Annotated in this window: 18 protein-coding genes; 16 read left to right on the top strand and 2 right to left on the bottom strand. The window is 62.5% G+C overall.

Annotated features, from left to right (window positions below):
* The first annotated feature begins 37 nt into the window (after positions 1-37).
* From F2P46_RS00185 to F2P46_RS00160, 6 genes are read left to right on the top strand one after another with little or no spacing between them, the layout of a single operon-like run.
* Positions 38-2,212: a hypothetical protein gene (locus tag F2P46_RS00185; RefSeq protein WP_166884139.1), complete on the top strand. Its 2,175-nt coding sequence runs from the start codon at positions 38-40 to the stop codon at positions 2,210-2,212.
* A gap of 29 nt (positions 2,213-2,241) precedes the next feature.
* A complete protein-coding gene (locus F2P46_RS00180; RefSeq protein ID WP_166884137.1) occupies positions 2,242-4,053 on the top strand; it encodes a hypothetical protein in 1,812 nt (603 codons plus the stop codon).
* Between the two features lie 23 nt (positions 4,054-4,076).
* Positions 4,077-6,170: a hypothetical protein gene (locus tag F2P46_RS00175; protein ID WP_166884135.1), complete on the top strand. Its 2,094-nt coding sequence runs from the start codon at positions 4,077-4,079 to the stop codon at positions 6,168-6,170.
* Positions 6,167-7,321: a hypothetical protein gene (locus tag F2P46_RS00170; protein ID WP_166884133.1), complete on the top strand. Its 1,155-nt coding sequence runs from the start codon at positions 6,167-6,169 to the stop codon at positions 7,319-7,321. The genes F2P46_RS00175 and F2P46_RS00170 overlap by 4 nt, the downstream gene beginning before the upstream one ends.
* Positions 7,322-7,326: 5 nt before the next feature.
* The gene (locus F2P46_RS00165; protein ID WP_166884131.1) at positions 7,327-8,949 is read left to right on the top strand and encodes a hypothetical protein; all 1,623 of its coding nucleotides are present in this window, start codon (positions 7,327-7,329) and stop codon (positions 8,947-8,949) included.
* Positions 8,950-8,991: 42 nt separating this feature from the next.
* Complete coding sequence (locus F2P46_RS00160; RefSeq protein ID WP_166884130.1) at positions 8,992-9,321, top strand: hypothetical protein; 330 nt, start codon at positions 8,992-8,994, stop codon at positions 9,319-9,321.
* An 87-nt stretch (positions 9,322-9,408) separates the two neighbouring features.
* Here the strand turns inward: F2P46_RS00160 and F2P46_RS00155 are convergent, their stop codons facing one another.
* Positions 9,409-10,170 (bottom strand): putative adhesin, encoded by a 762-nt coding sequence (locus F2P46_RS00155; RefSeq protein ID WP_166884128.1) that lies wholly within the window; start codon positions 10,168-10,170, stop codon positions 9,409-9,411.
* A gap of 381 nt (positions 10,171-10,551) precedes the next feature.
* On the opposite strand from F2P46_RS00155, the gene F2P46_RS00150 reads away from it, so the two are divergent.
* From F2P46_RS00150 to F2P46_RS00105, 10 genes are all read left to right on the top strand, one after another.
* Positions 10,552-11,544, top strand: coding sequence for an FHA domain-containing protein (locus F2P46_RS00150; protein WP_166884127.1), 993 nt, complete (start codon positions 10,552-10,554; stop codon positions 11,542-11,544).
* A gap of 286 nt (positions 11,545-11,830) precedes the next feature.
* Complete coding sequence (locus F2P46_RS00145; protein WP_166884125.1) at positions 11,831-12,832, top strand: serine/threonine-protein kinase; 1,002 nt, start codon at positions 11,831-11,833, stop codon at positions 12,830-12,832.
* 118 nt (positions 12,833-12,950) lie between these two features.
* Positions 12,951-13,811, top strand: coding sequence for a hypothetical protein (locus F2P46_RS00140; protein WP_166884124.1), 861 nt, complete (start codon positions 12,951-12,953; stop codon positions 13,809-13,811).
* 150 nt (positions 13,812-13,961) lie between these two features.
* Positions 13,962-14,549, top strand: a complete 588-nt coding sequence (locus F2P46_RS00135; protein ID WP_166884122.1) for a hypothetical protein — start codon at positions 13,962-13,964, stop codon at positions 14,547-14,549.
* Positions 14,546-15,055: a hypothetical protein gene (locus F2P46_RS00130; protein ID WP_166884121.1), complete on the top strand. Its 510-nt coding sequence runs from the start codon at positions 14,546-14,548 to the stop codon at positions 15,053-15,055. The genes F2P46_RS00135 and F2P46_RS00130 overlap by 4 nt, the downstream gene beginning before the upstream one ends.
* 35 nt (positions 15,056-15,090) lie before the next feature.
* Positions 15,091-15,771, top strand: coding sequence for a hypothetical protein (locus F2P46_RS00125; RefSeq protein ID WP_166884119.1), 681 nt, complete (start codon positions 15,091-15,093; stop codon positions 15,769-15,771).
* 9 nt (positions 15,772-15,780) lie between these two features.
* On the top strand, positions 15,781-16,086 hold the full coding sequence (locus F2P46_RS00120) for a hypothetical protein (protein WP_166884117.1): 306 nt from the start codon (positions 15,781-15,783) through the stop codon (positions 16,084-16,086).
* Between the two features lie 84 nt (positions 16,087-16,170).
* Complete coding sequence (locus F2P46_RS00115; RefSeq protein WP_166884116.1) at positions 16,171-16,800, top strand: glucosaminidase domain-containing protein; 630 nt, start codon at positions 16,171-16,173, stop codon at positions 16,798-16,800.
* Between the two features lie 135 nt (positions 16,801-16,935).
* Positions 16,936-17,364, top strand: coding sequence for a hypothetical protein (locus F2P46_RS00110; protein ID WP_166884114.1), 429 nt, complete (start codon positions 16,936-16,938; stop codon positions 17,362-17,364).
* 163 nt (positions 17,365-17,527) lie between these two features.
* Positions 17,528-17,746: a hypothetical protein gene (locus tag F2P46_RS00105; protein ID WP_166884113.1), complete on the top strand. Its 219-nt coding sequence runs from the start codon at positions 17,528-17,530 to the stop codon at positions 17,744-17,746.
* Here F2P46_RS00105 and F2P46_RS00100 read toward each other — a convergent pair.
* On the bottom strand, positions 17,697-18,728 hold the full coding sequence (locus F2P46_RS00100; RefSeq protein ID WP_166884111.1) for a zinc-dependent alcohol dehydrogenase: 1,032 nt from the start codon (positions 18,726-18,728) through the stop codon (positions 17,697-17,699). The two genes, F2P46_RS00105 and F2P46_RS00100, sit on opposite strands and share 50 nt — an antisense overlap.
* Positions 18,729-19,002 lie beyond the last annotated feature (274 nt).

The following is a 19,002-nucleotide window of genomic DNA, read 5'->3' as shown; positions in this document are numbered from 1 at the left end:
TTCACCCATGTCACATCCAACCGAAGGAGAGTAGCGCATGTTAACAATTTCGCCAGCAGTCACAGTCAAACAGGTTCCCGGGGATTTCGAGAATACCTTCAATGACTATATCCTGTACCCGGACAGCGAAGACAAGAACGTGTTTTATGCCATGGCCGAGAAACCGACGTTCTTGCCGGATGGGCAGGGCGCTCCAAGCTTTAACTTGACCTGGTTTTTTGGCGCCGACATGACTGGCGGCATTTGCAGCATGACGGTCGGCCTGCCCATGCCGAACGTGGATGATCCTAAGGTGACGGCAATATTGCTCAATGCCATCAAGGGCGACCAAAGCACCTCCAACATCGCCAGGAAGACCTTGGAATTGTGCGTCGCGATGGACGCTTCGGACGCGGCAAGCGTGGCGAAGGCGGCGGCGCTGAAAGTGGAACTCGGTTTGACCGCTGCTGCGGCGGACCAGAAAAAGGCCGTATGGAACAAAAAAAGCGACGATTGGGCGCAGTTCTTGCCCGACATTAACATCCAGATCAAGCCCGTCCCGTATACCTCGGGAACCGTGCTGGTGCAGGCATTCAACACCCCGCAAGCGTATGCCGCATCCGACCCGGCCTATACTTCGGGCCTGCTGAAAACCACCCCGTCGCTGTTCAACAGCAATGCGGCCGTGGTCACGTTCAACCTCAAAGAGGCGGGCGCGGCCCTGTTCTGGCAGGCGCTCGGCGGCTGGGAACTCGACGACAGCAGCCCGAAACCGGCCGGCTACGACAAAAGCAAAGGCGGCAGCAGCGTCATCAGCGTGACCTACCAGGTGGCGTTCGACGGCATGCTGCCGGAGGCCAAGGCCACCGTGACGCTCAAACACGACGTCATCGCCAAGCTCGACATCGAAACCCAGGTCAGAAACGGCTCGTGGGGCCGGACTTACAGCGAGGACGTGGTACGCGGCAAGGAGTACAACGATGCGGTCAACAGTTGCACCGACATTGTGTTGCCTGCCGTTGCCTCGAAAGACGACAAAGACAGCGTGCAAAAGCTGCTGACCGAATGGGCCGGCAAGCAACTTGAGGACATGCTCAAGGCCAAGCTGCCCGACGTCAGCCTTAACGACCTGGACGTGAACGGCGCGCGCCAGATCAACCAGCAGATGGAGCAGAACCGGGTGATGACGCTGACCCAGGCCATCTCGCTGCCCAAGAATCCGCAGGCGCTGTTGCCCAAGCTTAATGGCCTGGTGAAGGGCGACACTAAGCAGCTGTTCCAGGTGATCGATCTGAACGCCGTCCCTTACGTCAAGGTCGACCTCGCTGTAGCGGCGCCCGACGTGGCCGGCCTGAAAAACCGCATGGTCGACCGTTTTGTGGTGACGGAGCTCACTTACGCGGGGCAAAAACTGCGCGACGAGACCGGCACTGATGTCTCCAGCATCGAATTCCGGACGTCCGAGCCGCAGCCGGTCAGCAAAAAATACAAAGGCACGTTCGGCAAGACCAGCAAGGACACGCACGTGCGCTACAGCTACCTGGTGGCGTATTCCGACGGCACGCCGGCGTACAAGGCATCGGCCGCGAGCCAGAGCGGAAATAACTATCTTGACTTCTCGGGCATCGACATCGGCGTGCTCAGCGTCAAACTCAACGCGGTCGACTTGCCATGGGATGTGATCAGCAGCGCCCACGTGGTGCTGACGTATGGCGACTGGCAAAAGAGCGTGGCGCTCAGCCGCGACCAGACGCCGGCCTTGATCAGCCAGGCCTTCGGCCAGGCCATGGATCAGCAGCTCAGCTATCAACTGACCTTGAACCTGACGGCCGGGGCATCCGTCGTGGGCAAGGCCACGCCGGTGACGCTGAAAAACGGCCAGGGCGAGATCACCTTCGCCTCCCCGCTCGGCGACATGGTCAACCCGATCGCTTTTCAACTCGCCCCCGATGTGCTCAAGGCGCAACTACGGGTGGAATACATCTTCCGCAGCAGCGATGCGGATCGCACCTTCAGCCAGGCGATACAACTCGACAGCGCCAAGGATGGCGGCCAGGTGGTGTGGAAGGTGCCGGCCGACAGCGGCAAGGCATGCGCCTTGCGCATCGTCAAAGCGCGCGTGACGACCAAGACCGGCACCACCGATCTGACCGATCTGGCCGCAGGCAAGATCGATCCCGTCGAGCAGCAACTGAGCATCACCGTGTATTCCGACCGGGTCGATTCGTTTTGATCACGCGCGGCGCGCGGGAAGGCTGAGCGATGCTTGCAGACGACCAAAAAGTGGACCTGGAAACGGCGCGCGGCATGCTGGTGTACCGCGATGCCGCGCTCCCCACGCTGTTCTACTATGCCGCGACCCGCCCCGCCATCGCACGCGGCGACGATGGCAACTACCAGCTCACCCTGGTCCATTACGACCGGCCTATCGACGGCCTCGCCGGCATGCTGTCGTTCGTGGTCGATCTGCAGCCCGACCCGGTAGAGATGGACAATATGGAGCGCGAACTGGCGGCGCGCCACCCGGGCGCCGACCTGCAATTCCAGCCCATCGCCTGGAGCGACGGCACGGTGGCCGCCGCCATCATCGGCGGCGGCGCCGTGAGCGCCACGCCGCCGCTGCTCGGCCAGAATTCGGCCGCGCTGGCGATCGGCTTGACGACCGATCAGTATGTGTTGCTCAGGGGGAGCGCCGGCACGCCGGCGGCGGCGCCCGTCCAGATCGTCTACTCGCTTTCGTACGCGGCCTTGCGACCCATGTATGGCGCGACGATTCACTTCGACGAATCGAAATTCCGCGACTGGGTGCAAAAAAAGTGTTCGGCCAACTTCGTCGTCATCAGCGTCGAAAAGACCGACACCTTCGAACAGCTGCGCCAGGACGGCGTGCTGCGCGTGGAGTCGGTCAACCAGAGCGGTGGCGACGCGCCGCCCGGCTTGCGCGACGCCTTCCTCAGGAGCCTGCAAAGCATCCTGACGCCGCTGCCGCGCTTTGCCCCGGCGCCCGAAGCGAGCAGCGGAAACTGGCTCGTCGGTTTTGACTGCGCCACCGTGCACGACGTGCAAAACATGTCCAGGCGGCTCGACACCGATATGCAGGTCACGGGCGTGGTGGCGCGCACGGCGGTGCTGCAGGGCGCGCCGGGCGGCCTGGCCGAGGCGCTGGCGCAGCGCCCCGACATCGAACTGTCCACCAGCGCCAGCTTCATCCAGTCATTGACGGTGCGCTGCCACGACCGCTTCGGCGGCCGCCCACTGCAGCGCGCCGACGTGCGCATTACGCCGGCGCCGTCGGCCAGGGACACGAACGTTTTCGGCTTTACCCAGCCGAGCGACGCGGCGACGCTGCAGCTCACGCGTGCGCCGGGAAACACCGCGCCCACCACCTACGACTGCACGCTGTACTTTGGCGCTGGTGCGACGGCCGACGCCGCGCCATGCCAGTCGGGCGCCATCGCCATCGTGCCCGGCCAGGCCTATCTCGACGTTGTGCCGGCGCTCTGGTACACCTATCGCCAGTACCTCGCCAGCGTGGCCGACGATTTTCCGTGGGAGCTGGTGCACTCGGTGCGGCTGGAACTGAACGGGCCGGCCGCGCTGGTCTGCACGCCGGCCGTGCTGGACATCGACAAAACCACGGCGGCGCTGGCGATCGATGCGTTTGCGCCAACCAGGGTCGACCTCGACGCCGTGGGCTATACCGCCACCTATACCCCGCGCCTGGGCGCGAAGTTCAGCGTCCCCGGCCAGCCAGCCGGGGCCGCCATTTTCTTGAATCCCCTGCGCCGGCGCAGGGTGACCTTTCGGGTCGCCGCAGGGTACCACTGGCAAGGCACGAGTGCGATCGAGGTGGTCATCGCCGGCGCTGCCGACAAAGCGCAGTTGTGGGCCGACGGCAAGCTATCCCTGACGCCGGCGCAGCCGCAGCGCGAATTTATCTATTGGTACGCGTTCGACAAAACGCTGAGCTTTCGGTGGCGCTTGCGCGACGCCGCCGACGCCGCCTCGGCGCAGATATTGACGACGTCAAGCGCCCTCGAAGTGATTTTCCCGCAAGCACCAGCAGTCCCTTAACCCTTAACCCACCGGAGAAGCGCATGATTTACATTGACAAGAACAAGCTCACCGTCGACGGCGTCGACGTCTACCCGGACCACGCCTCGCCGACCCAGTTCTGGTATATCCCGGGCACGATCGCACTGGCGCAGCGGGCCGGCAAGAGCGTGCTGTCGTACTTCTGGTACACCGACTCTGAAAACGACACCGACGGCACCGGCTTCCTCAATTTCGAGGTCAACACCAGCGTGCCGCAAGCCACGCTGGACAAGATCAAGGCGCAGCTGGACTTGCCAGCGGGAACAGATCGCGCCAGCATCCGCCTCTCCACCGTGCCCTACCAAACGGGCAGCGTCAATTTTTCCGTGCTCGGGCCGATGGCGGCGCAGGCTGCCGATGCCAGCAAGGACGACACCGTGGTCTATCAAAGCGCGGAGCAACTGGTGTGGCGTGCGGGCTCCTCCTCGCTGGTGGGCGACAACGCCGCCGTGTGCTCGGTCACCTTCAGGAAGGAAGGCAAGCTGGCGGCGGCCATGAAGGCAGCGCTGCAGAGCAAAGGCCAGCACATCGCCGCAGTGTACCGCCTGGAATTTCTTGCCATGCGGCCGTCCGTGTCGTTCAAGGTCACGGGCGAGTTCAAGAAGACGATCGAGGATTTCCAGGCCAGCATCGGCACCCAGATTCCGCTCGAAGCGTTCGTGCTCGACCTGGGCATCAACGCCCGCTGGCAGAAAATCATGCAAAACACCGACCTGAAGATCGAGGTCGTGAACTACACGGGCAAAGGCGATGCCGAGCTCGAGGGCCTCAAGTGGGCGCGCCAGCTCTTGCTCGACTACGTGCTCAAGAACTTTTTTGAAGTCCAGCTCGGCAACGACCCGAACGCCTGGAGTCCCTTGAAAGACGAACCGAAGGTCGACGAAGCCGTGCAGCGTTCGAAAGCGACCGAGGTGGCGGCCGCCGACAAGGTCGAACAAGACACGGCCGGCGAGGCCGACAGTCCGGAAAAGAGCGAGCAGTCGGCGGCGGCCGTCAAGGAAATCGTCAAGGCGGCGACGCTGATGATACCGAAAGTGAATATCCGCGCCTCTTACTACCACGGCAGCCAGGTCAACTCGATCGACTTCCTGTACTCAGAACAAAACGCGACAACCATGGTCGTGTTGCCGCAGGCGCTAGTCGGGCTGGGGCCGGACGAGCAGGCCGGCGAGCACATCACCGAGCTCAATCGCGCCCAGGACCCGTTCGGGCGACGCTACAACGTCGCCCTGTCGGTCCCGAGCGCCGACAGCCAGGCCAGGCTGGGCCTGCAAACGCTGAACGTGGAGGCGCGCTATCCGGTCGGTAGCCCGAAGGGCAAGCAGGCGCCATACAGCCTGAGCATCAATGGCGGCCAGACCAGCGGAAGCAATCCATTTCCATTCCAATACGACGGCAATGGCAGCGCCGGCGTCGAATACAGCGCCGACTTCGTGTTCGCGCCCGACGCCGGCTGGGACAGCGATACCTACCAATACACCTTGACCGGCGTCACTGAAACGGGCGTGGTCGTCGCCATGGCGGAGTCGGTGGCGGAATTCCTGACCATCAACATCGAACTGCGTGCCGACTTCGTCTGGAACGACGCCGAGCAGGCGCTGGTCATCCTGTCGAGCAAAAAGTGGAATGGCGACAAGCGCGTCGTCATTCAGAAAGGGAAGGAAGCGCCGCAAGTGTTGCGCATCCGCAGCGACGCCAAGTTCCGCGCCGAGGCCGTCAGCTACCGGGTCGAACTGTCCAAGGGCAACAAAACGCTGTTCGCCTACGGGCCGCTGCCGATGCAGGACAAACATATCATCGTGCTCGACCAATACGCCGAACATATTCCGGTCTATTTCAATGCCCGTTTCGACGATGACAGCGTCGATGTCACCTTGACGTATGACGATGGCGGCGTCGTATGGGAAGACCAGTTTTCACTGGACGCCGGGCAGACGAGAGTCCCGCGCATCGTTCCGGCGATGAAGTCCATCGCGCAAAAACGCACGCTCGAAGCGCAGTACGAAATCGTTTACGCGTCGGGCGCCACGGCCCGCGGCACCGTCAAGGGCGGCCAGAGCGCGACGATCCGCGCCGCCACGGGTGCGATCTCATGACGAGCCTGGCGGCGGCCCGCCAGGCACACGCCGGGGTGCAACGGGCGCGCGCCATCATTGCCGCGCGCGACCCCGGCGCGGGGCGCGAATTTGCGCGCGTCACAGGCGCCGCCGCCGCGGCCTGCGGCGGCGGCGCATGGGTGGGAGATTGCCTTAACCAGAACGAGGCGCCGCTGGAATTTAGTTTCAGCACGGCGTGCCGCGACTTGCGCTACACCATGGAAGTCGGCGGGCGCGCCAGCGCGCCGGGGTCACGGCTGGCCATCGTCGACGCCTTGCTGACCGAACTGGGCCTTGATGCGGACTGGGATGGCGTGGCGCGCTCTTTCCCGGCGTTGCAGCGCCATGCCACCTTGGCCTGGGGCGCATGGCTGGCGGCGCGCCAGCCGCGCGCCCCAGGCCAGCGAAAGCCTGAGCCTACCCGCTACAAGATTTATGCGGAAGTGCCGGCCGGTCCGCACGACGCCGCCATGACCTTGCTGCGGCAGTATCTGGGGCCGGCGCCGTTGGCGGCGGCGCCGCACGCCCAACTGGTCATGCTCGGCGCGGCCCCCGGCTCGCAGCGCTGCGAATTTTACTTCGAGCTCGGCAGCCGCGAGCTGAGCTTCGATTGCCTGCGTGAGCTGCTCGCGCACGTCGGCCTGGCGCACTTGCGCGATGAACTCGCCGCGCTGGTGGGGCGCTTCGATTTCCGGCGCGGGCGCAGCGCGGACGGCTTGCCGCAAGCCCAGTACGGTTTCAGCTACTCGGTCTTGCCGGACGGGCGGGAAGCGGAGTTCTCGCTGCTCGCGTTTGCCGCCGACCTGGCCGGCGGCGAAGCCTGGGTGCGCCAGCAGGTGCTCGCCGTGGCCGGCCAGCGCGGGCTGGACCTGGGCCTCTACGACGCGCTCAGTGCGCCGCTCGCGCGGCCTCATGCGGGCGCCGGGTTCCACAACATGATCACGTTTTCCGTCGGCGAGCGGGCGCCGCCCGGATGGCAGATTTCCGTCAGTCCGCCACCCGATGTCCATGTATCCCAAGCACCGGCGTCAGCCCAAGCAAGCCACCGCATGGCCCGTGCGGCGAAGCTCGCAGGCCGACAGTGCGACACATCGCTGCCGGTTCGCGCTGCGCGCCACTTTCCGCAATCTGTACTTAACCAAAGGAGCTAGTGCAAATGTTAACCATGTCATCGATCACCGTACAACGGGGACGCGCGGCGAAATCCGATCTCGGCGCCGCCCTGACCAACCTGTCGGCCGACCTCACCGCGCCCGTCACGCTGAGCGACGCGGCCGGCGCCAGCTTCTACCTGCCGAGCTACCGTCCAGCCGCCCAACAACAGGGCGGCCACGAGGCGTTTGCGACCACCCTGGGCGCGGATGGCACGCTGACCCTGTTTCTTGAAGCGGGCATGCCCGACGACCTCACCGGCGAGCGCAATGGCGCCGCGCCGCTCATGGACGGCGCCGCCTTCACGCTGGTGCTGCCGGCCAGTGGGGCGCGCTTCCCGCTGCGCGTCACGCCCCAGGGCGCCATGCTGCAGTTATCGGTGCAACTGGCCGGTGCACAGCGCGACCTGGTGCGCACCGCCCTGTTCGACGCCACGCCGAACGTGGCCGTCGAAGTGCTGCACACCGTGCTCGTGGCCGCGCCGCAAAGCAGCGCTTTCATCGAGCGCAATTGGGCTGACGACGCGGTGCGAACGGGTTTGCTGGACCTGTTTGGCGGTATTCCATTCGACGCGGCGTCCACCTATTTTCAGATGGCCAGCGACACCGATCCCGATTTTCCGCGCCAGTATCTGCTGTTGGCCTGCGTCTACAGCGCATCGGTGGGGGTGCCGCCGCTGCCCGGCTACCTGCAGTGGCAAGTGAGCTGGAATGGACGGGCGTATAACTATTACCAGGACAACCGCGAGCACACGCACGTGTTTTTCCTGCCGGACCGGTTTGAATTCGCGCGCGGCCCCACCGGCGAACCCACCATCTCACTGCTGCAATTTTCCGTGCCCGAAGGCGCGACGTCGATCGAGCAAACCCGCGCCAGCTTCCGCTATTTCGGCAATCCCGTGGTCGAGCCCACCAGGATAGACCAGGCCGCGCGCGCGCTGCAAGAGAGGCTGGGCGTGCCGGTGCAGATGATCAGTATCGAGGATGGCCACGATGTCAAAAAGACGTTCAGCCAGTACCTGCCCAATAGTGAAGCGAGCAGCGACCGCGGCAATCTGATGGTGCAGCCGCAGGCCGACGTCAATCTGGCCCAGGGATTGAGCAATCAGCTTGACTTGAACCTGACCCAGTTCCGCGCCCTGTGGGCGGCGATCTGTAGCGACGCTCCCGAGAAGACACTGTTTCGCGGCTGGGCCGACATCGAACTGTCGGCCGGCAGGTATGCCGACCGGATCGACTTCAACGGCCGCTTGGCGGCGGGCAATCGAACCAGCTTCCTCGATGATATTCTGGATGTCTCCACCAGCAACACCTATGCCACCGACTTCAACATCAATACCGTGCCTGCCGTGTTCAAGGACCATCCGGAGCTGCTTGAAATCGCATTGACATTTGCCGGCAACAAACCGGTGCTGCTCGACCCCGCCACGCCAAAGGCGACCGTCCGCCTGGAACGCCCGATCCGCGACATCATCCTGGGCCAGGGTGCGGCCAATGAGCACCCCTACCAGATGCGCGTCGTGCACGACGATGGCACCGAACGTCACGGCAATTTTTCGACCGATTGCACTGTGCCGAGCTTGTGGATCAAGCAAAGCATGATCGATGCGTGCACAGATGACGCGTAAGCGCCGGCCCGGACACACCAACGACAGTAAAGGAGAGTAATCATGGCAGGAAGAAAGCTGTTCACCAATCAAAGCGCCTACGCACTGGCGGTCACACTGCAGATCCGCCACAGTGACAACCCGAACAATCTGGCTGGCACCAAGCAATTTACGCTCGCGCCCTCTGAATCGCAGTGGCAAGACTACGGCAACGACAGCGACATTTACCTCAACGGCTTCAAACTGATAGCCAGCCAAAACGGCGCGCTCATCGCGCAGCAGGATATCGTCGTGGTACGTGGTTCACCGCTGGACAACCAGCTCAACATGTTCAATGCCGTCGACTTCATCGGCGAGAACCTGGGCTACTCGATCAGCACACGCCAGGTGTAGCGCGCAATGGCGGGCAGGAAGCGCCCGCTGAGCGGGCGTTCCCTGCCCTACTGCCAGCGCCTGGCGCAACGTGCGCCAAGACCGGCTTCACAGCGCTTTCAGGACGTCCGCCGTTGCCGCGTCAAAGACCTTGGCCGCCTTGACCGCTGCGGCACTGTTGAGTGGATCTTTTTTCGCAGCATCCAGCGCCGCACCGGCCGCCTTGATTGCCTTGTCATAATTGGGTGCAGTTGGCTTCAGGCTCTTGACGTAAGCGACTGCCGCATGGGCCACGGCGTTAGCGTTACTCCATACAAACGAGCCGGCATCGGGATTGGTGCCCTGGTTGGCGCACGCAGCCCAAAAAACACGCGTCTTGCTACCCGGCTGCCTGGCCGTATTGGCTTTGATCAGTTTCTGCACCGCGTCGGTTTTGAGCAAGTCCTGCAGTTTGGTATCCTTGCCGACCATGATGACGTTGGTCGCGCCCTTGGGTATGGCGGCCTGTATCAGTGTCTTCAAGTCGGCCAAGTCGTGCAGCACCAGGTTGGGCGCCATTTCGCCTGCTTTGAAGACCTTCGGCATGCCCATCGGCTGCAAGTCCGTCACCGCCGTGATCGAGGTCCTCAATACCAGCCGGTCGATCGGCTTGTTGCCGACCAGCGCCAGCGCCGGGCCGTCGGTCAAACCCGTTCCTACGGGCTGCAACAAGTAAAAATCCACGTTGGGAGGCATGACGAAATTGTCGGCGCCCCCTTCATAACTGCCGTGGCCGGCGAGAATGAGGTCGGTAGAACTGGTGGTGATAGGCATGGAAAACTCCTCGTAGTTGAAGCACCATTGCTGGCGGTATGGAGCGGCGACGAACATCGGCCGCGCAGGGAGACACGGGCGTTTCGGCACGCGCGCAACAGACGATACGATGTGGAGTGAAAAGAAATAAGTATCACTACGGTAACGCCGCGCATGTTACATGCCGCACGTCGGCGCGGACCGTGGGCCTTCGTCGTGACCGTCCGCCTGGCGTGCGCGCATGCATAATGGATAAAGATGAATACTTGACATCAAATCATCGCCCCGGAGATATAATCGTAGTTGCAAGTTGCGTAATGCTGCGGTCGATTTCGACGGGGAATTTTGCAGATTGCTCGGTGAGCTGGCGCTGCGGCTATGCGTGCATAGTGACTTGCGCAGTATTTTGATTTAGCAATTTGACTTGCTTGACGTCAAATTGCTTTGACAGAAGCGGGCATGGCTAAACTACAAGGACAACACACCCAAGAGTGCCTCCATTTGCGCTCCTTGCATGTATTTGGGCGTCATCAAAACAAGGTCGACACCTTGGTCGACAGCACGGACGTGTCGCAAGTGCACGCTTCGATACGCTGGGATGGCTGCAACTGGCTATTGTGCGACCACAGCCGCAACGGCACTTACATCAATGGACAAGCCGTCGGCGCGCGCGCCGGGCATGTGCTGGCGCCCGGCGACACCATTCGCTTCGCCGGCGCCGCCAGGCAGTGGCGCGTGCTCGATCTCGATCCGCCGCTCCCGCTCTTGCTGCCGTCCGATCCAGCCCAGCCAGCCATCGCACTGACGGGGCTGCATTTATTGCCGGACCAGCATTCGCCCGAAGCGGCAGTCTATCAGGATCAACACGGCCAATGGCTGCATGAAGATGCCGACGGCTGCCATCTGCTCAACGATGGCGATACCGTGTGCGTCAATCAGCAGACCTGGCACTATTTCGCCTGCACGCCGATCGAGGCGACTGCGCCCCTCGCTGTGCTGCGCAACACCCGGGGGGGCGTCATCAAGTTCACGTTCACCGTCAGCCAGAATGAAGAGCATGTTCAGTTGCGGCTCGCGCTCGGCCCATCGCTCGTCGACCTGGGCGAGCGCAGCCACCATTACGGCTTGTTGATCCTGGCGCGGCAACGCGTGTTCGACGCGCAGCGCGGTTTCGATCGCTACAGCCAGGGCTGGCTCGGCGCCGGGCAATTAGCCGATATGCTGCGCATCGACACCAAGCACCTCAACATGCAGTTGCACCGCGCCCGACACCAGATCAGCGACGCCGTGAGCGCGGACCCGACGCTGGTCAATTTCATCGAACGCCGCCGTGGTGAATTGCGATTTGGAAATTTCGCTTTCGAGATTCGCGTGGGAGCTCGCCTGGAAGCCGTCTTTGATCCCAGCAGGACGCATGCGCAGTCCGCCACGCACGCCAGCGCCGCGCGCTGACGTCGCCGCCCCATTCCTGCGCACGCCGAGCCAGGGCGCATAGTGCTGCCGGGTTGAGGCCACCGCCCCATCATGCGCGTTGTTGCTCCATGCCCGACACCGGGCCTCCGCAGCCGCATCAGGTCCCCATGCACGCTGCCGCGCCGGCCGGCGCTTGCCCCATGCCACCCTGCCATCGGCCTACACACCTGGTCATCCACGCTGATTGACGATCAGTCTGCGTGATTGAGCGGCGGCGTCCGCGCTTGTACAGTCAATATATTTAACGGCACCGATATCGGAAAAATTGATCCCAAGCGAGCGCCGCCTGCAAACCACCACTTTCGACAGTGCGCGTCATCGCTACCGGTTAGTGACATTGCTCGGCCGTGGCGGCTACGGCGCCGTGTTCAAGGCCTTGCGACTCGACACGCTGGACACGGTGGCCATCAAATTGATCCACCCGCCCAAACCAGCATACCCATCCGGCAATGGCGCCACGCCACTGCAGCAAATCCGCCACCTGCGCCACGAAATCACACTGGGCGCCGGGCTATGCCACCCCAACCTCGCCATCTTGCATGATTGGGGCGAGACCGCCGACGGCCAAGTGTTCGCCGTCTTCGAATATCTGCCCGGCGAGACGCTGCGCGAGCGCCTGTTGCTGCGCGGTGGCATGGATGGCCGCTCCGCGGTGTCGTTAATGGCCCAGGTGCTGGCGGCGCTCGTCTATCTGCATGCGCAAGGGATCGTCCATTGCGACATCAAGCCGCACAATATCATGTTGCTGCCGGCTGATCCGCTCACGCCGGCGTTACGGCGCGCAAAAATCATCGATTTTGGCAGTGCCGTCCGGCTTCCCGTCGATCCCTTCTCGCAGTCCGACGCACGCACCGCGTGCTCGCCGGCCTACAGCGCACCGGAACAATTACGCGGCGCGGCCCCGACCCCGAGTGTCGACATCTATGCGTGGGGCCTGGTGCTGCTCGAATGCCTGAGTGGCCAGGCCATCGTGTCCGGCCGCAGCATGCGACACATTATTGAACAGCAAATCAGCGACGAGCTGATCCCCATACCGGTGCAACTTGAGGGGCATCCGCTGGGCGCGCTGCTGCGCCAGGTAACACACAAGAACGAGCAACGACGCATCGGCGACTCCGCACAGTTACAGCGGCAATTGTTGCTGATCGATCTGGCTGGCATGCACGATACCGGGCCAGGCCTGCGACAACACACCGTGGCGGCGGACAAGTTTGACGACGCGGCGACGCAATCGCGTCCCTTCACGGGATGCCGTTATAGGGTGTGATCGGGTGATATCGGGCGTGGTCGTTGATAACGATGCCGCGCGGTATTGTTGTCCTGCCAATGACAGAACAAAGCGCCGTCCCGAACCAGCTATTTCCCCAACATGAAAGCAGGCACCCATGGAAGCGATCATCAGCGAGCAAATTACCATGTCCGGGTTGGCGCCCGGCGCGCCCTTGTTCAACCTTGACGACAAGGAGCGTGACGTCATGGAGCGCCCCATCGAGGGCGCGGAAATTGAAGCCGCGCTGGGCCGGCTATTGGCCAGCGCACAATTCGTCAAGGCCCATCGCATGCGCCGCCTGCTGCGGTTTCTCGTCGAGCGTCGCATGGCGTGCCCGGCGCAGAGCTTCAAGGAAGTCATTATCGGGATCGACGTGTTCGACCGCGATCCGGCGCGCTACGATCCCGCCGACGATCCCATCGTGCGGGTGCAAGTGGGCCGCTTGCGCAACCGCTTGCAAGCTTACTACGCACTTGAAGGCGCCCATGCGGACGTGATTTTTTCGGTGCCACTGGGCAGCTATGCTCCGGCAATCGAGCGCGCCGGGAGCCACGCCGGGGCGGCAAAAACATGCTACACGCTGGCCATCGGCCCCGTGCAGTCGATCGCGACCGACGCATCGGCGCGCTACTTTTCTCTCGGGCTGAGCGAAGAACTGTCTGACCGCATGTACCAGCAATTTGGCAGCAGCGTGGTCCAGCACGACATGTTTGTACAGTCCATGCCGGGCACGCACGCCGCGCATGGGCAGCCACGTCCGCATCTGCACTATCGAATAGAAGGCAGCGTGCGTTTCGAAAACGACCGGATGCGCGCCAGTTTTCGCCTGCTCGACCTGTGCAATGGCAGTATCACGTGGTCCAGGCAGTTTGATCGTCACGCCTCGGCCACGCTTCTTTTACAGGAACAACTAGCCACGGCCGTGTGCTGCGAATTGCAGGATTACTTTTCCGCCCGTCAAGTGCGAGCGGTCTGAGCATCCGTGTTGCGCCAGAGGCGCCGCTACCGTAACTGTTACCTTCAGATACTGATGCCGGCGCAATGAAAAAGTTATCGTGGAACCTGACTTCAAGTGGCGGCGCGACATGTGCCGCCACCCACGCCCGCCATTGCCCAAGGATCGATCATGATGACCGAAAGCGCGCTTCAGCAGGACACCGGAAAATCGCTCCCGCAGGCACTGCCGGACCCGTTCCCAGCCACAAACATGGACACCCTCAATGTCGCCACGCCAGACCTGGTATGCGACTGCCGACGCATGTTGCGCTACGCCAGCAAGAACGGCATGCTGCTCGTTGAGCAACTGGTCAACGATATCGCGAAGCTCGACTCCATCCTGGTAGACAAGCGCATGGAGCCGGTGTCCGACGTCGCCCAGGCCCTGGTGGCGCCCTGGTCCGGCGCAGCCGACGCCGGGGGCGCCGATGCCGGCCGGACGACGCCCGGACCGGTCAATGCGCATGTGCTGCTGCTGATGGTGCACCAGGAGCTGTCGGCCTTGATCACCCCGGCCACCGCGCTCACGCTGGCGGTGTCGGAACCGTCGCCTGGCAAGCATCGACTGATGGGCGGGGTACCGCTGGTGGTCAAGGGCGCGGCGCTGGTGGCCGTCGTCTGCGCGCTGCTGTTCATGACAACCGCGCATTTACTGGCCACGGCCGGCCCCGGTGCGGCTGACACGGCGCAGGGCGACGCCAAAGGAGCGCACCCATGAACAGCGTCGGCTTCGATGGCATGGTGTTGTTGGCGTTGCATATTTTTTCCGGCGCGGCATTGGGCGCGGCATTCTATGTGCTGGTCAAAACGCAACCTTACCTGGTCAAGCGTTCCTACGATCCCAGGTATAACGCGGTCTACATCGCGCGCTTCATTACGGGGGTGATCGGCGGCGTGATCCTGGCAACTGCCCTGGGCCCGGCATTGAAACAAGCGCTGGAGGCGGTCCCGGGCATTGCGCTCAGCTCTTCAGGCGTGTTGGCGATCCTGGGAGGTTATGCCGCGGAAGCCGTTGAATCGATCATGCAACGCATCGTCGAAGTCATGCTGGCGACGATACGCGGTGATGGCAGCGACCAGGCGCAGGCAAAGATGACGGCGACACAGGCCGACACGCGGGCGGCCGTCGAGAACATCTTGCCGGATCTGCGCGACGCCAGCGGCGATCCGGCCAAAGTCCAGGCAGCAATACAGAGAATACGTACTGTCCTCAAGAATTCCTAAGTTTCCGAACGACTTTTTGATAAGGGGGAGGTTGAATGAACTTGTTGCCGATTCTGCTGTTGAGCTTATCGCTCGCCGGCTGTGCCGAAGTCCCCACGCAATCGGCGCAATTGTCCACCGCATTGGGACAAGACCTGATGCAGACGCAGCGCGCCCATCTGAAACTGGTCGCGCTGTATTACGCCAGGGTCGAGGCCGACGCCAACCGTTTCGTCGATGACGTCTATGCCCCCCATCAACTCAACGCCACCTGGAAGCAATACCCGAAAATCGCGAGCGCGACAGGCCGATCGGCAAGTCCGATGGGTGTCGACCAGGATCGCCAGGCCGACCTTGATTTTCTCAAGGTGTATTTGATTGCGGTCCGAAATAACATCGAAGATTTTCGCAAGAAAAATCTGGGGCCGATACGCGAACAGCAAAGGCTCGTCACCACCAGGATCACCGAGTCGTACGAACATATGCTGCAGGCCAATACCGCTGTCACCGCCTATTTATCGTCCCTCGCGAAGCTGGAAAATGAACAGGACAAGGTGCTGAAGAACATGGTGCCTGCGGCCCGGCAGGCAGAGGCGTCCAGGTCGCTCGCCGAGGTGTCTGAAAAGATCGACACCCTGCACAAGGACGCCCACAAGGAAATAGCCAACGGACGAAACGACGTGAGCAACATCGTCCATCAATTCGAAATGTTAATGCAACTTGGCACGGCACATTAGGAGCAACGCATGAGTGATAACGACGATTTCCGGCATGCCCTGGAAGACAGCTTGGCCCAGGATCAAGCGGCGTTCGAGAATGGCGATGGCAACGACAAGCATTTGAAGAACGTCTCATCCCTGTCCCTGGACGACATTGCCGATGCCATTCCCGACGGTGGCGGGACGGCCGCCCATGCCGACCTGGTTCGCCTCCTCGAGGAAGCCACCGAACACAATATGCAGCAGGCCGAGCTCGGTACGCGGATTACCTCCTTGGGGCAATCCGCGATGGCGATCGCCAAGCTGGTTCCCTCACTGGCGGCGATATTGTAGTTGACCCCGACGCGCCCGCGCCGTCCTCGTTTTTACAACGCGCCAGCGGCAGCGGCGTACTTTTCGATTCGCAAGGAGCCTTCCATGATCAATAACGCAAACACCCCTGTGGCGCCCGACCCCGGCGCAACGCCATGCTGGTCGACCATTGGACGCCTGGCTGCCGGTTTGCAGCCAGGCAGCCGTGGCGCCAAAGTAACGCAACTCCAATCGCTGTTGGGTGTCGCGCCAGATGGCGTGTGTGGTCCGGCCACCGAGCACGCCTTGAAAATCTCGTTTGTCACGGCAACCTATGCGGACGCCCGCGCCAGTCAAGCCACGACCCGCGTCCCGGCTGCGCTCACGACGGCGCAAGCCATCCTCGAAACGAGCTACGGACGCAGCGTACCGACTGACATCAACAGCGGGATCTACAGCTACAACCTGTTCGGCATCAAGTCGCATCCGCAGCAGCGGTACGTGACGATCTGGACGCACGAAGTAGTCAAAGGCGTTTCCGAACGCAAGGAATGCAACTTCGCGGCCTACGACAGCTTTCAGCAGTCGCTCGATGCGCACGCGACGTTCTTGACCGCCAACCCGCGCTACCACACGCTGTTCAATTCAAGCGACCCGCATGTCTGGGCTGAGGGCTTGCATCAACTGGGCTATGCGACGGACCCCGAGTATGGTCCCAAGCTGATCGCGATCATGCGCCAATGGAACCTTACCTGATGCGCTAGCGTAAATGCACGCTGTAACGCAAGGATGTTGATCGATTTATTGCAAGAGAACTACCGTCACATGAATACGACACTGGGCCGCCCGCCTCCGCTTTCACGGAGCATTCTGATCACATAGAGGAATATCATGAATACCAAACAGCACGACATTCAAGCTCAACATTCTTTTGAAGACAATTCGCGCACGCACACGTTTTTCAACAAGCGGGCGCTGGCATTCGCACTGTGCGTGATGGCGGCGGGCCCAAGCATGGCCGACGGTCTCGTCATTCGTGGAGGGACGTGTTCGGCCGACGCTTTCAAAAAAGGCGCCGAACTGTCCCAGGACGATACCATTACCAACCTGAGCGCCAACTGCACCAGCGCCACCAATAACAAGGCCAATTACGCCACCTATGTCGCAGGCATTCCCGGGCCAAACTACTGCGTCGGCACCTTGGTCGCAGTGCAAAAAAATAGCGGCAAAGTCAAACTCGATCCGCAGCCCGGCAACCCGCTGCACTGCCTTGTATCGGGCAAGGCCAGCCAGCTGGCGGGCGTACTGACCCGACGCTGAGGTCCGCGTATTCAGAGACGACGCAGTCCAGGACCGAACTGCCGTTCCGGGCCCCCACAGCAGCATCACCGGCAATGCCGCCGCCAAAGCGGGTGTCAAGACCACCGCCCCGGATGGCTTCTGGAGCTCGCTCTTTGCCAGCATCGCCGTGGGCGAAGATAGCATGAAAAACGTCGACCTGCCGATCCGCGCCACCTACGGCCGCCATGCCGGCGAACCGGACGTGGTGCTCGGCAGCGACGTCTTCCGCGCTTACAAGATCTGCTTCGCCAATAGCCAGCGCCAGGTCTACCTGAGCCGCAGCGGACCTAGCGACGAGGACGTCATCGACGTCAGGCGCCGAAGTCGAGTACGACACGCGACGGCACGTCGCCGCGCTTGAGGCGGTCAAAAACGTCATTGATGGCCGACAGTGGCTGCAACTCGATATCGGCCTTGACCTTGCCGTCCAGCGCAAAGGCCAGCGCCTCGGCCATGTCGAGCCGGCTGCCGACAAACGAGCCGCGGATCGTAATGCAGTTGGCCACCACATCGAACAGCGGCGTCGGAAATTCCCCCGCAGGCAAACCGACCAACACGCACGTGCCGAACTTGCGCGTCATGCCGACGCCCTGCCGGAACGCCACCAGCGAAGGCGCCGTGACCAGCACGCCGTGCGCGCCGCCGCCGGTCACGCTTTTCACCATGTCGATGGCGTCGGCTTTGCGCGCATCGACCATCGCGTCGGCGCCCAGCCGTGCCGCGTGCGCCAGCTTGCCTTCATCGATATCGACCGCGCAGACGCGCAAACCCATGGCCTTGGCATACTGCACCGCAAGGTGTCCCAAACCGCCGATGCCGGAAATGACGATCCACTGCCCTGGCCGGGCCTGCGTTTCCTTGATGCCCTTGTAGGAGGTGACACCGGCGCAGATCAGCGGCGCCGCGTCGCGCGCCGCCAGGCCCGCCGGGATATGCGCCACATAATTCGGATCGGCCACGATGTACTCGGCGAAGCCGCCGTTTTTGCTGAAGCCGCCAAACTGGGCGTCGGCGCATACCGGCTCATGCCCGGCAAGACAGTATTCGCAGTGCCCGCATGCCGAGTATAGCCAGGGCACGCCGACCCGGTCGCCTTCTTTGACCTTTGTAACGCCCGCACCGAGTGCGGTGACGATGCCGATGCCCTCGTGCCCCGGAATAAACGGCAGCGCAGGCTTGATCGGCCAGTCGCCGCTGGCGGCGTGCAGGTCGGTATGGCAAACGCCGCACGCCTCTGTCTTGACCAGGATCTGGCCGGGCCCGGGTACGGGAATGGCCACTTCCCTCAACACCAGTGCTTGTCCATATTGCTCGACGAAAGCGGCCTGCATGGTTTGCAACATTAATTACTCCTTAGATAGATTGCCTTGAATGGATTTCCTTGACGCAAAGGCGTCGAAGGTCGGGGGAACCGGGGGCCAGTCGGCTCGACGACATGGCCGGGCAAGGTGCGGGGGACGCGACGATTGTACGCCCGCGATCGCGATGGCTGTGTGTGCGCCGCGCTTTGGCCGCTTTTCCCGGCGAAAAACGGCCGCGCGCGAAAAATACCGGGTCGAAAGCGCGCAAACACACTGACAGCCCGACTGGCTACGCGCAAGCTCTGGCGACACCGCC

Source organism: Massilia sp. CCM 8734 (assembly GCF_011682155.1).
Lineage (GTDB): Bacteria > Pseudomonadota > Gammaproteobacteria > Burkholderiales > Burkholderiaceae_D > Telluria_A > Telluria_A rubra.
Note: the sequence above shows the minus strand (reverse complement) of the source record. Positions and strands in the feature narration are given on the sequence as shown.

Excerpts from the sequence above, each read along its gene's own strand:
- F2P46_RS00185 (WP_166884139.1), top strand. The coding sequence starts at position 38 with ATGTTAACAATTTCGCCAGCAGTCACAGTCAAACAGGTTCCCGGGGAT.
- F2P46_RS00180 (WP_166884137.1), top strand. The coding sequence starts at position 2,242 with ATGCTTGCAGACGACCAAAAAGTGGACCTGGAAACGGCGCGCGGCATG.
- F2P46_RS00175 (WP_166884135.1), top strand. The coding sequence starts at position 4,077 with ATGATTTACATTGACAAGAACAAGCTCACCGTCGACGGCGTCGACGTC.
- F2P46_RS00170 (WP_166884133.1), top strand. The coding sequence starts at position 6,167 with ATGACGAGCCTGGCGGCGGCCCGCCAGGCACACGCCGGGGTGCAACGG.
- F2P46_RS00165 (WP_166884131.1), top strand. The coding sequence starts at position 7,327 with ATGTTAACCATGTCATCGATCACCGTACAACGGGGACGCGCGGCGAAA.
- F2P46_RS00160 (WP_166884130.1), top strand. The coding sequence starts at position 8,992 with ATGGCAGGAAGAAAGCTGTTCACCAATCAAAGCGCCTACGCACTGGCG.
- F2P46_RS00155 (WP_166884128.1), bottom strand. The coding sequence starts at position 10,170 with ATGTTCGTCGCCGCTCCATACCGCCAGCAATGGTGCTTCAACTACGAG.
- F2P46_RS00150 (WP_166884127.1), top strand. The coding sequence starts at position 10,552 with ATGGCTAAACTACAAGGACAACACACCCAAGAGTGCCTCCATTTGCGC.
- F2P46_RS00140 (WP_166884124.1), top strand. The coding sequence starts at position 12,951 with ATGGAAGCGATCATCAGCGAGCAAATTACCATGTCCGGGTTGGCGCCC.
- F2P46_RS00135 (WP_166884122.1), top strand. The coding sequence starts at position 13,962 with ATGATGACCGAAAGCGCGCTTCAGCAGGACACCGGAAAATCGCTCCCG.
- F2P46_RS00130 (WP_166884121.1), top strand. The coding sequence starts at position 14,546 with ATGAACAGCGTCGGCTTCGATGGCATGGTGTTGTTGGCGTTGCATATT.
- F2P46_RS00125 (WP_166884119.1), top strand. The coding sequence starts at position 15,091 with ATGAACTTGTTGCCGATTCTGCTGTTGAGCTTATCGCTCGCCGGCTGT.
- F2P46_RS00120 (WP_166884117.1), top strand. The coding sequence starts at position 15,781 with ATGAGTGATAACGACGATTTCCGGCATGCCCTGGAAGACAGCTTGGCC.
- F2P46_RS00115 (WP_166884116.1), top strand. The coding sequence starts at position 16,171 with ATGATCAATAACGCAAACACCCCTGTGGCGCCCGACCCCGGCGCAACG.
- F2P46_RS00110 (WP_166884114.1), top strand. The coding sequence starts at position 16,936 with ATGAATACCAAACAGCACGACATTCAAGCTCAACATTCTTTTGAAGAC.
- F2P46_RS00105 (WP_166884113.1), top strand. The coding sequence starts at position 17,528 with ATGAAAAACGTCGACCTGCCGATCCGCGCCACCTACGGCCGCCATGCC.
- F2P46_RS00100 (WP_166884111.1), bottom strand. The coding sequence starts at position 18,728 with ATGTTGCAAACCATGCAGGCCGCTTTCGTCGAGCAATATGGACAAGCA.